This is a genomic window from Shewanella sedimentimangrovi, from assembly GCF_017354965.1.
Lineage (GTDB): Bacteria > Pseudomonadota > Gammaproteobacteria > Enterobacterales > Shewanellaceae > Shewanella > Shewanella cyperi.
Genome location: NZ_CP071502.1, coordinates 2700627 through 2717698 on the forward strand (window position 1 = coordinate 2700627; position 17072 = coordinate 2717698).

A 17072-nucleotide genomic window follows, 5' to 3' on the forward strand; every position below is an offset into this window, starting at 1 on the left:
TTAATTGCCGGAATCCGGTGCATAAGTAACTTCGTAGCGCTTGTTGGCGGCCAGTTTGCCCAGGGTTTGGTGTTTGCCGTTAGGCCAAATCACCATCACCCGAGCCTCACTCGCCTTACCCAGGCCAAAGTGTTGCTCCTTGGGATGCACAGACATATAGCCCTGGCCGCCGGTAACCTGGCGCCAACCATAGCCCTTCTCATCGAAGCCCACGAGGATCTGGGCACCAATGGCATCCAGGTTTACCCCCTTATCGGGCGCGCCCACCAGATGCAGCTTGAGCCAGTTGTTATGTAAGGATTCACTTTGGTTTTCGAACAGCCTGGCTTTGTCATGGAAGTTATTGACCACTATGTCCAGATCGCCGTCGTTATCCATGTCCAGGTACGCTGCCGAGCGCGAGTTGGCTACAAAATCCAGGCCACTGTCGGCCGAGGTATTGTTGAGTTTGCCATCACTGTTGCTGAAGAAAACATTGGCAGCGCGGCTCGCATCCGGGAAGTAAGCCGTGGTGCTGGCGGTCAAGTTATTGGGATCCTGGTAATAGGGATTCTTACTGGAATACACAAAGTAATCGTTCATGCCATTGAGTACATAGAGATCTTCATCACCGTCGTTGTCGGCGTCGAAGAAATCTGCATCCCAGGCCCACCCCGTGGAGCTGTAGCCACGACCCACCTTGTCGGACAAGGCAAAGGACAATACGCCCTTGTCACTGCGACCGGACATGAACAGATCGTTTCCTTCCACCACACGCATGTTACCCAACTTGTCCGGGTTGAACTGAGCCGTCATGTCCTCATTCGGCAACACGTATTTCTGGTCCTTGTTCATGGTGACAATGTTGGAGATATACACGTCGGCAATGCCGTCGCGGTTGAGATCCCCAAGACCTATGTTCATGGTATAGGACGGCTTATCTGTCCCCAACTTGGCGGCATAGTCGACAAACTTCTTGCCCTGCTGGTTGATGTAGTAAGCATTCACGCCAAAGTCGTTACCCACTATCAGATCCTGCCAACCATCCTGGTTCAGATCCGCATGGGTCACCGCCTGACCCCAACCATTGTTGTCCGCGCCCAAGGCATCGGCGGCCAACTCGAACTTGAAATTCCCCTTGTTGATAAACAGTACGTTGCGGCCGCCATTGTCATTGCGGCGCTTAAGCGTCGGCAGTTCGCCCTTGAGGTAGTTACCGAAATACTCGATATAGATGTCCAACAAGCCGTCGTTATTGACGTCGAATGTGGTCGCAGGACCGCCCACAGCATCGGCGCCACCGAGCTTGGCGATATCTGTCATTTCTTTAAAATGACCGTCCCCCTGGTTGGCGTAGATTCGATGTGGCTCTCCGACATAACTGATGAAAATGTCCTGATCGCCGTCGTTGTCCCAGTCGGCAATCAAAGGCTGCCGCGGCTCACCGGCGCGCACCGGCTGATCCTTGGGCACGGGGTGACGACTGGTATTATCCAGCCCAGAACCTTCGGTGGCGTCCTCGAAGTGGTCACCCTTATTGATAAACAGTTTATTGCCACTGCCGCTGAGCACCAGTACGTCGATAAGTCCATCACCGTTGACATCTTCCGCCGCGATGCCACCGCCGCCAAAGGCCGGTGGAATGGTGGACACACCGGTTTCGGCATCCTTTCGCAGGTAGCTGCGAAGTTGACGACTGAGCCAATCCGAGGTTCTGTGCTCGGCGTTAAGCTCTTTTGCCTGGGTCACATCGCGGAAATGTCCCGGCTTACCGGTGTCGGTAGCCGATACTATGCCCTTGGCCGGACTGGCAGGCACCTTATAGGCGTGATATGCGGCTATTTCGGCTTCAATTTGCTTGTAAGCCTCGGTCACCAGTGCCGATGACAATGCCTCCTTTTGCTGTGCCTTGCCCAGTTCGCCGGCTTCACGCAGCAGCAACACGCCATAGTGGGCTATGCCTTCGGATAGCAGTTCGGCGGCATAGGGATCGGTTTCCAGTTTTATTCTGTCACCCAAATCCTTAAGTGCCTCTCGCAGGTAAATCCAGTGGAAACCACCGTCCCGGAAGGCATCCATATCGTAGGCTTCAATTTCGCGGCGCATGTCTGATGGATACTTGGGATAGAAGATCACATCCTCATACTGATTCACCTTGTGGGGCAATATCTGTTGCATTGCATGCTCCACATGGGATTCACGGATCATGGCATCACTGCCCGCTTGGGCCTGGGCCAGCAGATAGAAATTTGCCGAGAAGGCAATCATGGCCTCGGTGAAGTATTGCTTGAACTCTTTGGCCGCAGTTTCATCCTTGGGCAGTGACATGCGGGCAAAATAGACCTGTAAATTACGGGCAAACAGCGCCTGACTGACCTGGTTGTATTTGGCAAAGGATTGGATTTTTTGCTCGACTACCTTATGCATCAGCCCAGTCTGGCGAGGTTCGGCAGCCTGCTTTGGCAGATCCGCATTTGCCGCCAGTGCCAGAGAGGGGAACAAGGCCTGCCAGGCCTGCGTCAGATCCTTGGGAGTGATCTTGTATTCGTCTCCCAAACGGGCCCGGATATCGGCCTGTTTGAGCAGCGCCAAGGTCGCCAGATCCAGACGTGTTACCATCTCAGCCGATGCCTGTTCACTCAGCATGGGCAGTTCACCGGTCAGGTCCAACAAGCTCTCCTGCTCCACCGCCAGCATGGCCCTCAGGCCGTAAGCAATGGAACCGTAGTGATCCTTATCCCGACCTTCGATATCCACTGTCATGGTTGGGGTTGTCAACTGCCAACGTTTGTCGGTCTGGGCAATGGAAAACAAACCATCGGCCGCTTTTTGGATCTGAGGCTGCTCCAGAGTATCGGCCGCGGACATTTTAGCAGCCTGCTGCCAAATGGTTTTCGCCAACGTCTTTTGCATCTCGCTCTTGAGATAACGGGCTTCGTCCGTCAGCGGTGTACCGTAAATCAGACCTTCGAGACGAGTGGCCGTGGCGTGACACTTGGGATCGCGTACCGACTCCATTTTGCCCATCAATGCCAGCACATCGGGCTCGGTATTGGTCACGGGCGCCGCCAGTACATTGACCGGCAAGCCAAGCATCATGGATAGCAGTAAGGTATTTCCGGTTTTATTCATAATGTCTTCCTGAATTCCTCTCTTGGGAGGCTTAAAAACAGACAGCACACCTGGGTGTGCTGTCATCGTCTTGGAAAATTAATAACGCATTTTGCGGCGAGCTATCAGGGTCATACCCATCAGCATCAACGCCAGTAGGCCCAAGGCTCCGCCACTGCTGTCACGCTTGGCAGGTTCGGCGACGGAAATGCCACTGGTCACGCTGTTGTTGTCGGGATTTCTGTCATTGTCACTGCCGGAGACAGATGCCGTAATACTGAAGTTACCTGCGTTCATCGGCGTCAACCACAGCTCGACGCTCTTGCTGTCAGCAGCCATCAGACTACCCAGGCTGCAACGCAAACCCAGTCCAGTGGCCAGGCAGGTCGCTGGGGCCTTATCCAGACGCAGACCCGCTTGTATCCTCAGCAACACGGAGACATCTTTGGCCTCTGCCGTACTCAGGTTATCTATCCGCCAACGGTACGGAGAAGACATACCCAGTTGCGGGAACGATGGCATATCGGTATAGAGCACCAGCTCCACATCCTGCTTGCCTATGTCACCGTCCTGACTGAAATACCACACGGAGATGCCGTTTACCGCATCAAAAGTCAACAGGTCCAGATCACCGTCACCGTCGATATCGAGTAAGCCGAGATCTACCAGATTGGCCGATTCAATCACTTGAGGATCCAACACCAGCATTTGCGCAGCATCGTAATGCCAGATGCTGACACCCTGCCCTGTTACAAACAGCACTTCAGCCACCCCGTCATCATCAAGATCTGTGATGACCACATCTTCAGCGACCGGGAATGCCTGCTCTACCTTAACGGCATTATCTGTATAGCCATTCAGTACCAGGGTCCAACCATCGGCGCCGTCGATGAAGAGATCGTCTTCGCCATTGGCGTCAACATCACCACTGACCAGTTTACCCGGTGCCGACACTGCGACACTCAAGGAGCTCTGTGTCCAATCGGCCCCATCAAAACTCAGCAGCACCAATTGACTGCCATCACTGACCAACAAGGCCGCTTGACCATTATTGCTTGTCAGGGTCAGTCCAAGAATGCCTCCTGCCGCTTGAGCAGCTACCGCTTGGCGTTTGGCCTGGGCTTGTGCCTGCAATGCAGGCAGCTCCAACAAAGTCAGGGTTTGGGCATCGGTGCCGACAAACTGATACAGGGCAATGCTGCTCTGATACTGGCCGGCCAACACCACTTCGGGGATCTGGTCATTGTCCAAATCGGCCACCAACGCCAGGTCTGCCTGCACCGCATCCAGAGTGATGTCAGCACGGATACTCAGATCGCTTTCCAACATAAAGGCATGGTTGGTCGCAGTACTGCCGCCCGTGGTCAGCAGATCCAACTGCCCATCCATATCCAGATCGGCCACCACCAGGGAATTGATGTCAGTACCAAGTTGGATACTGGCATCTTTCACCAAGGCGCCGCTGCCATTGTTCAGCCACAGCTCCAGACTTTCGGAAGCTGCGACATAATCCAGCAGGTCAGTGAAACCATCGCCATTGATGTCGGCCACATAACCCACTCCCGATGAAGTGCTGGTCAGCACATCCCCGGGCAAACTGGCCACCACATTGGCCAGCAATACCGTTGCCTGTACCTGCTGCATGGGTTCGGACAGATTGTCCGCAGTGGCCATCAGGGACGCAGTGCTGAATCCTGTGCTGACCTTTTTCACTTCTGCCTTGGCGATCCACTTGGCGGTAGATTTGCTGGCAATGCTGTCATTCGGAACGCACTCGATATGAGTACTTGATATCTGACTACAGACATTGGGCACTTGGGTAAAGGCCAACTCGTTGGTCAGCATCAGCTCAAAACCAACACCATGAGCCGCAGTGGAGCCCAGGTTTTCAAGCTCAAGCGTCAGCGACACTACATCACCCTTGGCTGCTGGAGCAGGTGAAATCTGCAGCTTGCCCTGCAATTGAGTCTCAAGCGGCTCTGTCACTTCGATATTGAAGCTTTGCTCTACCGATTCCAGCGCAACGCCATCATTGGCAGATACTGTCACCGCAAAACTCTGACCTATGGCAGACAACGGAGCCATACCTGTCAGCTCTGTGCCGTTGAGCGTCAACCAATCCGGCGCCTGAATGAGCGTCAGGCTGACTTCGCTGCCGACATCCACGTCAGTGACCACCAGCGCATAGCTGTAGTTTTCCAGCGCCGCTATCTGCAGCACAGGAGAAGACTCAAACACCGGCAGATCGTTGACGTTGACAACTTCAATGCTGAACGCCGGCAATGACGCTTCAACGGTACCATCGGAAACACTGATAATTATGTTGTTATAGACGCCAACATCAGCATTGACCGGCGTGCCACTCAACATGCCGGTGGTCGTATCAAAACTGGCCCAAGCAGGTTTGCCGCTGATGCTGAAGGTCAGCACGTCACCCACATCCACGTCACTGGCGCTTGGGGTAAAGTTATAAGCACTGTCTTCATCAACGCTGGTCGCAGGAATGCCGCTGATCACCGGGGCATCATTGGCATTGATAACCGCGATACTGAAGCTTGGCAGAGCAGTAGACACTGTACCGTCGGATACGCTGATAATAATGTTGCTGTAGCTGCCCACGTCACTGTTGACCGGGGTGCCGCTCAGAGTGCCGGTATTGGCATCGAAGCTTGCCCAGCTCGGCTGGCCGCTGATACTGAAGCTTAAGCTATCGCCCACGTCTACATCGCTGGCACTTGGGGTGAAGCTGTAAGCACTGTCTTCGTTGACGCTGGTCGCCGGAGTACCACTGATAACAGGTGCATCATTGGAATTGATCACAGTGATGGAGAAAGCGGAAAGCGCAACGGATACAGTGCCATCGGACACGCTGATAATGATGTTGCTGTAGCTGCCCACATCACCGTTGACCGGTGTACCGCTCAGGGTACCTGTGCTGCTATCAAAACTGGCCCAGCTCGGTTTGCCGCTGATGCTGAAGCTCAGCACATCGCCCACATCCACATCGCTGGCACTTGGGGTGAAGCTATATGCACTGTCTTCGTTAACGCTGGTGGCTGGAGTACCGCTTATCACCGGCGCATCGTTGGTGTTAACCACTGTGATGCTGAAGGCACTCAAAGCGGTGGACACAGTGCCATCGGAGACGCTGATGATGATGTTGCTGTAGCTGCCCACATCACTATTGACCGGCGTACCACTCAAAGTACCAGTGCTGGTATTAAAGCTGGCCCAGCTTGGCTGACCGCTGATGCTGAAGCTCAGTACGTCACCCACATCCACATCGCTGGCGCTTGGCGTGAAACTGTAAGCGCTGTCCTCGTTGGCGCTGGTGGCAGGTGTACCAGTGATCACAGGTGCATCATTGGTGTTGGTTACAGTGATGCTGAAGGTTGCCAGGGCATCAGACAGACTACCATCGGAGACGCTGATGATGATATTGCTGTAGCTGCCGACGTCATCATTTACCGGAGTACCGCTCAGGGTGCCGGTGCCGGTATCAAAGCTGGCCCAGGATGGCTGGCCACTGATGCTGAAGCTCAGGGTATCGGCCACATCTGCATCTGTTGCAACAGGGGTAAAGCTGTAGGCACTGTCTTCCGCCACACTGGAGGAAGGAGAGCCCGAGATCACCGGCGCATCATTGTAGTCATAGACCACAGCCAACTGAGTCGCCGCCAGGTTGAGATTACCAAAACTGTCGTCGGCCACAGCGGCGGCGACATCCAAGGTAACCTCAGCCTGGGTGACGGGAGTCACCAAAACAGTATATTGGCTGGCACTGATGCTGGTGAAGCTGCTCAGGTTGGCATTGCTTACCTGAATATCACCCACGACGAAGCCGCTAACATCTTCCGAGAAATCTATAGTCGCAGTAAAGGCAGTGGCAACAGTACCGGAGGCCCCACCCAGAGTCACGGTGGGGCTCACGTCGTCATAACCTATGACCAGATTGGTTGCCGCATCATTGCCGTTACCGGCAGTGTCACTGGCAACATCCGCCGCCAGGGACAGGGTCACTGTGCTTTCGCCGCTGGCGCTGACGGTCACGGAATAGTTCTTGGCGTCCGTGACCTGGAAGTTTGACAAGCTGCCGTTGCTGACACCTATATCGTCAACACTGAAGCCTGTGACATTCTCATCAAATTGAATATTGACCGTAAAGTTTCCTGTGTACTGACTGGCTAAGGATGACAGGCTCACCAAGGGTTTGCGGGTATCCACGGAGAATACTCCGGAAGGTCCTGCGGCGGGCGCCTCATTGACACTGTATCTTGCGGTTCCGGCAGCAATATTGATACCCAAGGTACCGTTACCTGTCAGGTTATTCAGTACCACGGTAGCAGAGCTGGTATCACCATTAAGCACAGAAACCGTGGCCGAAGCATCACCGGTAGTGTTGAGGTTGATGTCGGAAGCCAGCAAATTCACCTGCTCAACATCCAGATAAGAAACGGCAAAAGTGATCGGGCCCTGACTGGCAATGCTGTCCGATGGACTGCCAATGGTCAGACTGGGTGTCGGGATCAGTGGTGTTGTCTGGTACTCAAAACTGATCTGGGTTGCTGCCTTGTTGGTGATGCTATTGTCAGACGCATCCATGGCGACACCTGCGGCAATATCCAGAGTCACATCACCATCCAGTGTTGGCGTGACTTCAACCGTGTAATCGGTGCCAGAACCGCTAAAGTTATTCAGGGTGGCGTTGGTGACACTGATGTCACTCACGTCGAACCCCGTCACATCGGCACTGAAGCTGATGCTCATCAGCACAGTGGATTGTGAGGTCGGGCTGCTGACGTTAACCGAGGTCAACACACTCAAACTGTCTACCGTGAAACTGGCCGACATATTCGGCAACGACAAAACCCCTCCTATATCGGCGCTGACATTTGAACTGGTACTGCCATAGATGTTGTTGACGGGAATGGCGGCCGGAATATTGAGCGTAATGCTGAAGGCACAGCTACTACCGGCCGGGATTGTCATATTAGAGAAAATATAGGTTGTGGTACCTGAGGTAGCTGATCCTGCACCACAGAAATCGTTTTGAGTAGCCGAGGCTATGGTCACACCGCTATAGATGCTGTTTAGACTTTCGGTGAATGACACAGAAGTCGCGTCAGTGCCACCCGCCTGGTTGGTAAACACATAGTCCAGATCTATGGTAGTGCCGCCGCTGCCTACCCGGATTGAGCTTGGGTTGAAACTCTTGCTGTAGGTGAGTCCGCTGACAGTGATGCCGGCACTGCTGCCACTTTGTTGCACCGCATTGCCATTCACCATAGCCGTAAGGCTGGAACTGGTTAGGGTATAAGAACCCAGGGCTGATACCGGGATCTGCACCGGAATGGCGAGTGTGCAGGAATCACCGGCAGCCAGGCTGCCACTGCTGAAACTCAGCTGACCGGTACCTGTCAGTGATGAGGAACTACCACAGGACAAGGTGCTTGGCAGCGATGTCGCCGCCAAACCGGACATGACACTGTCGAGATCGACGGTAAAGGCAATATCCGTAGCATCGGCCGAAGAATTGATGCCATGGGCTATTTCCAAATACAGGGTGGTGCTATCCCCGGGTTGAACCACGGTATCGGCAAATGACACAGTCAGTGAAGGCGCAGCATCAACCGCTATGTCGACACTGGCAGATGGGGCATTGCCCGATACGGCATTACTGTTGATGGTGGCGCTGACCTGATTGCTGTAAACGGTATAACTGCCGGAGGACATATCCGATGGCAAGGTCAGGGTTAAATCAAAGTTACAGGACCCGCCGGCTGCCAAGCTGATACCTGAATAATTGGCATAGACAACGTCAAGGTTCGTAGTTTGAATGGAACTGCCACTTCCTGAACAGTAATTGCTGCCCGGCAAACCCAGGGCCACACCGGGGAGTGCGCTGAATACCGAGCTGAAACTGATATTCGAGGCCGCATTCACTGTATCTATATTGGTGAGCACATAGTGAAGCGTGACAGTACTTCCCGCGGTAGCTGATGCTTCCAGCAAGGTCATGGCCAACTGCGGCGCGTTGATGATAGCCAAACCAGTGGTATTGTCCGGCAGGTTTTCGGTTGAACCACCACGGTCCAAAGCAATATTGCTGACGGTCAGGGTGTAATCACCCACGGCTGCATTTGCCGGAGCAGTGATTGGCAGGCTGAAACTACAGGTGTCGCTCGCTGTCAGGTTGGCACCGCTCAAGGTGACCACACCAGTGCCGGACAGCGTTGCGCCGGAGCCACAGACATCGGTGATAGGCAGACCGGTCGCCACCAACCCGCTCAGGGCTGTGTCCAGATCCAGGGTAAAGCCGATATTGCTGGCATCGTTGCTGCGGTCAAAGTTGCTGATGGTAAATTCCAGGCTGCCACTGCTTCCCGGCACCAGGCTGTGGGGGTTGGCGTAAACAGACACCGCCGGCATCACAACATCAAAACTCGCAGCGACCCTGCCGCTGTTCTTTTGCTGATTACTTTGGTTGTAGTAGGTGAAATTATTGCTGACCAAATCATAGGAACCGGCGCTGGAAGCCAACACATCAAATGACGCACTGCAACTGGCACCGTTGCCAATCACGGTAAAGATTGGATTACCAGTTGATGTCATGGAAACAGTTGTCGCCCCTGCCACGCTGCTGCTGGCAAGATTGGGACAATCGGTGACGAAGTTAACCGGTGATGCCAACGCAACATTTGTGGGTAATGGCAGCGAGAAAGAATAGCCCCAGCTGTTATCTGCTGAGTTACTGAAAGAAACCGTCATGCGATTTACTGCGCCAACGTTTACCGAGGCTTCGGCGGCAGTCATGGCGGCTGTGATAATAGTGCCATCAACGGTCAGGGTATCGGAACGGCCGGTTCCGGCGCCAAGACTGGAGCTTAAATTGGCGACAGTGGCTGCACCTGTGGTATCGGCGGCCACATAGACATTCACAACACAGCTGCCGGATCCTGTCACCCGGTAGCCGCTCAATGTGAGCTGATTGCCATTGAAAACCGCGCTGCCGGTACTTGCATCACAGTTGGTAGTCAGGCTATTCACGCCGGCAAAACTCAATGCCGGTGAATCCAGGGTGACATCAAAGCCCACATCTGTTGCATCCGAGGTCGACGCATTGCTCAGGGTATAGGTCAGCTGGCTAACCTGTCCTGTTGCCACGGTAGCATTTGAAAAATTACCACTGATGGATAAGTCAGTACCCGCAGCCAAACTGATGGCTGGAGCGAGAAAAAGAAGCGGAAATACAGATTTACTGGCTCTTACGCACAGTCTGGTCAACCGGTCTGGCTTTTTCATGTGTCGTCCCTGTATTCACAAAATAAGGCACTCGGCGACAAACCGAATGCCCTGAAAGTATCATTGGAGGTTTACAGTATAATAACATCTATTTCAGGCGCTTGTAGTGCCGTCTAGCAATTTGGCCAAACCGCACAAGATTCGTCAAAAAATTGACACCCTGAAAAACAGCAGTTAAAGTAACTGAAAATCAGCCAGATAGAAAGGACTCTGTCATTGTTGGTGACTCGACTGATGGCTTTTTTCGCTGGTCGAACCTCATCATGCAGTCAATTCTTGATTTGAAACATATTTTTCCACAGTTACAATTACACAGTTAAATAACAACTTAAGGACTAAGTATGAGACTTTCTTCCGGTATCAGACTGATCCTGGTGGGATGTTGTCTGACGGCAGTGGCCCCCCTGTGGGCTAAATCCATTGTTGCCGACCAACAAACCCTGGAACCCGCAAATGAACAACATTTTGATCAAGCCATAGTCACCATCACCGGCCCCAATGGCTTTTACAAGCAGGTTCAGTTAAACGGTAATGACACCCGCATGGACATTGAAGCCATTGGCATTACCGCCGATGGCGACTACCAATATGAGATTCAGTATGCCAACCAAGGTAAACAGCAGGAGATTACAGATCCAACTACTGGCCGCGTAAAGGCCATACGAAATCTGGGCTCGACCAAGCAAGAAAACGGCCATTTCCGAGTGTTTGAAAATCAATTGGTGACAGTTGAAGAAGCCATATCGGAAAAGGAAATGACCGGCGCCACCAATGAAAGCAATAGCTTCAACGATATCAGCAACTTTGAAGTTGTAGAATCTTCCACTCAAGGACAGAACAATGAAAAATAATCAATTAGCCCTGTCGGGCGTTACCCTGGCTCTTTCAATGGCTCTTTCACATACCGCTAGCGCTGATCAGGTCATCGCTGATGACTTGATCGTCACTATGAGCGAATGTATCGGTAACGATTGCGTCAATGGAGAAAATTTCGGTTTCGATACCCTGAGGTTGAAAGAGAATAACACTCGAATAAAATTCGATGACACCAGCTCTTCAGGCAGCTTCCCGAATCATGACTGGCAACTTACCGCCAACGAAAGTGATAACGGTGGATTGAACAAGTTTTCAATCGAAGACATCACGGCAGGCAAAGTACCTTTTACCATCCTCGGCAATGCACCAACCAATTCGCTTTACGTTAAAGACAATGGTTATATCGGCTTGGGCACATCTACCCCTGTGGTGAGACTTCATATGGCACAAGGTGATTCTCCATCCATACGCCTTGAACAAAATACGTCCTCAGGTTGGTCTGCACAGACTTGGGATGTTGTCGGTAACGAGACCAACTTTTTTATCCGTGACGTGACCCACAGCTCCAAACTGCCGTTCAAGATTTTGCCTTCAGCCCCCACTGACTCTTTTGTCATCGCGGCCAGCGGAAATATTGGTATAGGTACGAAGAACCCTTCAGAAGCTTTACACATTCGCCAGTCAGATGATCCAAAGATATATTTCGATGAAAATGGCGTAGCCGCAAACTCATGGGCAGCAGGTATTGAGGCCACATTAGGCAATGGATTTGCGATTACTAATCAAGGGGTAGACCCGTTAACGTTTATGGGCATCGTCCTACAACCTGATGGCGATATCTATATGCATAATGGTACAGCTCAAGGTTCGCGCTGGAACTTTCAATTAGAGAAAACTACTGGAAAAGTATTACTATCTGATGATTTGGATGTTGGTGGAAATATTGTCGCACAAGGAACTATAAGTCCAGGTTCTAGTCGTGCAACCAAAAATAATATAAATCTAATTGATGGCCATAAGATATTGCAAACGCTAACCAATCTTGACATTTACTCATGGTCTTATATAAGAGACGCAGGGAAGATAATGCATATAGGCCCTATGGCTGAAGAGTTTTTCGATACATTTAATGTAGGTGTTGATAATAAACACATATCCCCGACAGACACGTCAGGAATCTCACTTGCAGCTATCAAGGCTCTTATGGAAAAATTAGAGGATCAAAATCAAAAAATAGAGTCAATGCAAAATGAGCTAAATGAACTAAAGTCAAAAAAATAATCAGGCAATGATTAAAAGCACCTCATAAAAGAGGTGCTTTTAAGTATTTAAATTAGGGTGGTATTACTCAGTTATTGTATTAATAAGTATTCTATATTCTCGCTTAATCATTTGAATAATATTCAACATACCAGTTGGCGAATGCCTCGACCCCCTCTTTAATACCAACTTTCGGACTGTAACCGGTCAGCTTGAATAGATCTTCGGTATCAGCCCAAGTGGCTTTAACATCACCGGGCTGCATTGGCATCAATATTTTTTCGGCCTTACGCCCCAATGCATTCTCAAGCGTTTCAATGAAATCCAACAGTTTTACCGGACTGCCGTGGCCGATATTGAGCACCCGATAGGGGGCTGAGCTCTCTGCCGGTGTCCCCTGCTCCACGGTCCAGTCAGCTTGGGTTGTCGGCGGTAAATCCGCCACCCGCACTATACCCTCGACAATGTCATCGACAAACGTGAAGTCACGGCTCATCTCCCCCTGGTTAAATACCTTGATGGGCTCACCTGCCATAATGGCCTTGGCAAACAGCATAGGGGCCATGTCGGGGCGTCCCCAGGGGCCATACACGGTAAAGAACCTCAGGCCCGTGGTTGGCAAGCCATACAAATGGGAATAGCAGTGAGACATAAGCTCGTTTGCCTTCTTGGTCGCCGCATACAGCGAAATAGGATGGTCAACACTGTCTGCGGTGGCAAAGGGCAGCTTTTGGTTAAGCCCATACACGGAACTGGAAGAGGCATACACCAGATGTTCGACCTTGTGCCGGCGACAGCCTTCAAGCACGGTCAGGTGGCCCACCAAGTTTGAGTCTGCATAGGCCATTGGATTGTCAATGGAGTAACGCACGCCGGCTTGGGCCCCGAGATGAATGACCCTTTGGAATTGCTCCCTGGCGAACAACTCGGCCATAGCCTCTCTGTCGGCAAGATCCATCTGCATGAAAGAAAAATTGGAATGGCCTGCCAACTTCCCAAGCCTATCCTGTTTCAGGCTGACCTCGTAATAGTCGTTGAGATTATCTATACCCACCACCTGATGGCCATCACGGCAGAGAAATTCAACCACACGGGCACCGATAAAACCGGCTGCGCCTGTCACCAAATACTTCATATCAACCTCTCAAATGTAAAACGCCGCCAACGGCGGCATTTATTGATTCTTTCATGCCAGCAGGGTTTAATCCTGCCCGAACAGATCCCGGGTATAAACCTTATCAGCCACATCGGCGAGTTCATCAACCATGCGATTGGAAATAATCACATCGCACATTTGTTTAAATTCATTGAGATCGCGGATAACCCTTGAGCGAAAAAACTCGTCTTCCTTCAGCACAGGCTCATAAACCACCATCTCAATCCCCTTGGCCTTGATGCGTTTCATCACCCCCTGAACCGCAGAGGCGCGGAAGTTATCTGAGCCGGCCTTCATAATCAGGCGATATACCCCAACCACTTTTGGCTGCTTGCGAATAATAGAGTCGGCGATAAAGTCCTTGCGGGTGGTGTTGGCATCCACAATAGCGGCTATCAGGTTATTGGGCACGTCGTTGTAATTGGCCAGTAACTGCTTGGTATCCTTGGGTAAGCAATAGCCGCCGTAACCAAAGGAGGGATTGTTGTAATGCCCACCAATACGAGGGTCGAGGCAAACACCATCTATGATCTGCCTGGTATCCAAGCCATGGGTCTCGGCGTATGTGTCGAGCTCATTGAAATAGGCCACCCGCATCGCCAGGTAAGTATTGGCAAACAGCTTAATAGCTTCCGCCTCTGTGCTACCTGTAAATAGCACCGGAATATCTTGTTTTACCGCTGCTGCCTGGAGCAAACCTGCAAATACCCGAGCCCGCTCAGAGTCTTCCCCAACAATAATTCTGGAGGGATGCAGGTTGTCATAGAGAGCCCGCCCTTCCCGCAAAAACTCCGGGGAAAAGAGGATATTGCCACTGCCAAAACTTTCACTCACCGTTTTGGTGTAACCCACAGGCACAGTGGACTTGATAATCATCACCGCCTGAGGGTTCACTTCTATAACCTTCGCTATAACAGCCTCGACCGACTTGGTATTGAAATAGTTGCTCGCGGGGTCATAATCGGTAGGTGTTGCAATTACAACAAAATCTGCGTCTTGGTAGGCAGCTTCTGCATCCAATGTGGCAGTCAATTGCAGCGGTTTTTCAGCCAGAAATTGCTCAATTTCAGTATCAACGATGGGTGATTTACCCGCGTTAATTAATTCAACTTTCTCAGCAACAATATCAACAGCAACAACTTCGTTATTCTGCGCCAAGAGCACTGCATTGGACAAACCTACATAACCTGTACCCGCAACCGCTATCTTCATAAAAATCTGCCTATCTCCTAAAAACTACAGGTAAAAATCAAACTCACAACCAGCAAACATCAGCCGATGATACTCCCTCCTCTACCTGCCGCAAAATGATTCCTTTTTGCGTACTGTCCAGCCACCAACTTAACCGTTCATTTTTTCTACCGTAGTAGCAAAATTGCCGCCTTGAGAATCTTTCCCGAATACGATCGGACCGACCTTCAAAGACCAGTCGATGGCGAGCATTGGGTCCTCATCTTCAGGATTGAATTTCTATCAATAAACTAGACACTTTCCAGCCGTCTTGGGTATGGGTTTTCATACACTACGGTGATAGCTGATAACTGGAACCATATTTCCGTTTGCTGTTGTAAACCTTTCGAAGTAATCAAATAGATCTCTTCTGGCTGCTTCACGGATTGAGTAAATCTTACGTTTGATCTACTCACGTTTCATCACCTAGAAAAAGCTCTCTGCTACAGCGTAATCGAACATTTGATAGGTAATGTCAATTTTTGCAAGCCTTTAGCATATCTCGCAACGCCTTGCGCCAATCTGAAGGCTGCAACAAAAATGTATTGTGAATCTTACTATTATTCAAACAGGAGTTTCTCGGCCGTGCAGCGTCGGCGCCAAATTCCGCACTGCTGACCGGCCGCAATAACGGTATTGCCGGTAATAAGCCCTGCAACTTAGCAACGCTGAAAATCTGCAATGCAAACTCAAACCAACTCACACAAGGCGTACCACTGTAGTGATAGATACCCCATTGATTATTTTCAATCGCAATACGTACTGCAATGGTCCAAATCGCCATTGCTAAATCCTTTGCCGGGGTTGGGCCACCTATTTGATCAGTCACTATTTTCAGTGCGTTGCCGTCGCCTGCAAGCTGAGCCCTACCCAACCGCAGCATAGTTCTGACAAAATTGTGACCCTCGGCGCTAAACACCCAAGAAGTCCGCAGAATTATATGTCGAGGGTTCATAGCCATTACCACCAGTTCCCCCGCCAGCTTACTTTTACCATACACAGATAAAGGGGCAGGAAGATCATCCTCCGTATAAGGTGCAGCCTTGCGACCATTAAACACATAATCAGTTGAAAGGTGAATGAGGGGGACATCAGCCCCAGCAGTCATCTCGGCGATAATAGCGGCCCCATCACGATTTACGGCATAACACTGTTGAGCATCTTGTTCGGCAAAATCCACGGCGGTGTATGCGGCACAGTTGATAACCAAGTCCGGTTTCTCCATGGCAACATAGGCCGCGACAGACTTGGCATTTGAGATATCCAGTTTCTCATGATCAGGAGCAACGCACTGCCATCCCTCTGGCAACGTTTGCAACAAGGCATTCGCCACTTGACCACGGCCACCGGTAATCAACACTTTCATTTCTATACCAACAATCAGCTTATGAAACGGAAATTTCTGCAGCTATGGCATTAAGGTAGTCACAATAGCCAGTATGTTGATATCGGAGAGTCAAATTAAGCAGCGTTACGTTATCTATCCAACCGTGGAGGAAGGCAATTGTACCCAAACAACCGATTTTGAGTCCCTGGCGCAGCTCAATCATCTGCACCAAATGGCGTGCCGCTAATAAATCCACTGACCAACTAAGCAAATCTGAGCCCCAGCAAACAGACATCCAATTCCCCTTTTGCAGAAAAGTTTGATTAATTCCTGGCGCTCCAGCTACGGTTATTTTATCAAATTATCCAGATAATTACCACAGAGACAAAAACCAGTGACGGCGTAATTGGATTTAGACGCTTCGGGGGCTTTTCTTCTATGCACGGGGCTTTCGTGTCACCGTCAGTCCCCCCAAAAAACTGGCCATGGTCATCATCATGATATGCGAACACAATTGTGCCTTTTGTCTTGGCGACAGCGTTCTTAAGCTTGACTGAGAAGTCCTAATTATAAAAAACATTCTTCCAAAGCACCAAAGCTCCCTGTCAGGTACTATGAAGAAATCCACTAGCACAATGGCACTATACGCTGGGATATGGGTTGTATAGCTAAGCGAAATACCAAACTCGGTGCAATCGCACAGCAAAATCGAAATGACCCTAGATCAGGTTCTCCCTGGCACTGGCCAATATCAATACTGAGAAAGGCTAGTAAATCATGTTTTTGTCATACACCGGCATCAACCTTTAGATACGCCTCAGGTAAGAGGATAAATCCGACAGCCTGTCCCCTATGCTGATCTTTCTCCTAAAAAGATACTATTCACTCGAT

7 protein-coding genes are annotated in these 17072 nt (G+C 50.9%); 2 read left to right on the plus strand and 5 right to left on the minus strand.

What is annotated here, in order from left to right; all coding sequences use genetic code 11:
• The gene (locus JYB85_RS11785; protein WP_207379454.1) at positions 1–3111 is read right to left on the minus strand and encodes a CRTAC1 family protein; all 3111 of its coding nucleotides are present in this window, start codon (positions 3109–3111) and stop codon (positions 1–3) included.
• 78 nt (positions 3112–3189) lie between these two features.
• Positions 3190–10254 (minus strand): putative Ig domain-containing protein, encoded by a 7065-nt coding sequence (locus tag JYB85_RS11790; RefSeq protein ID WP_207379455.1) that lies wholly within the window; start codon positions 10252–10254, stop codon positions 3190–3192.
• A 479-nt stretch (positions 10255–10733) separates the two neighbouring features.
• On the opposite strand from JYB85_RS11790, the gene JYB85_RS11795 reads away from it, so the two are divergent.
• Together JYB85_RS11795 and JYB85_RS11800 are read left to right on the plus strand one after the other, a co-directional pair.
• Positions 10734–11243 (plus strand): hypothetical protein, encoded by a 510-nt coding sequence (locus JYB85_RS11795; protein WP_207379456.1) that lies wholly within the window; start codon positions 10734–10736, stop codon positions 11241–11243.
• Positions 11233–12489: a tail fiber domain-containing protein gene (locus tag JYB85_RS11800; protein WP_207379457.1), complete on the plus strand. Its 1257-nt coding sequence runs from the start codon at positions 11233–11235 to the stop codon at positions 12487–12489. The genes JYB85_RS11795 and JYB85_RS11800 overlap by 11 nt, the downstream gene beginning before the upstream one ends.
• Positions 12490–12592: 103 nt before the next feature.
• On the opposite strand, the gene JYB85_RS11805 is transcribed toward JYB85_RS11800, so the two are convergent.
• The 3 genes from JYB85_RS11805 to rfbD form a co-directional block, all read right to left on the minus strand.
• Complete coding sequence (locus JYB85_RS11805) at positions 12593–13603, minus strand: NAD-dependent epimerase (protein WP_207379458.1); 1011 nt, start codon at positions 13601–13603, stop codon at positions 12593–12595.
• Between the two features lie 66 nt (positions 13604–13669).
• On the minus strand, positions 13670–14836 hold the full coding sequence (locus JYB85_RS11810) for a nucleotide sugar dehydrogenase (protein ID WP_207379459.1): 1167 nt from the start codon (positions 14834–14836) through the stop codon (positions 13670–13672).
• A 493-nt stretch (positions 14837–15329) separates the two neighbouring features.
• Positions 15330–16220 carry a dTDP-4-dehydrorhamnose reductase gene (gene rfbD, locus JYB85_RS11815; RefSeq protein WP_207379460.1) on the minus strand — a complete coding sequence of 297 codons (891 nt, stop codon included), beginning with the start codon at positions 16218–16220 and terminating at the stop codon, positions 15330–15332.
• Between the last annotated feature and the right edge of the window lie 852 nt (positions 16221–17072).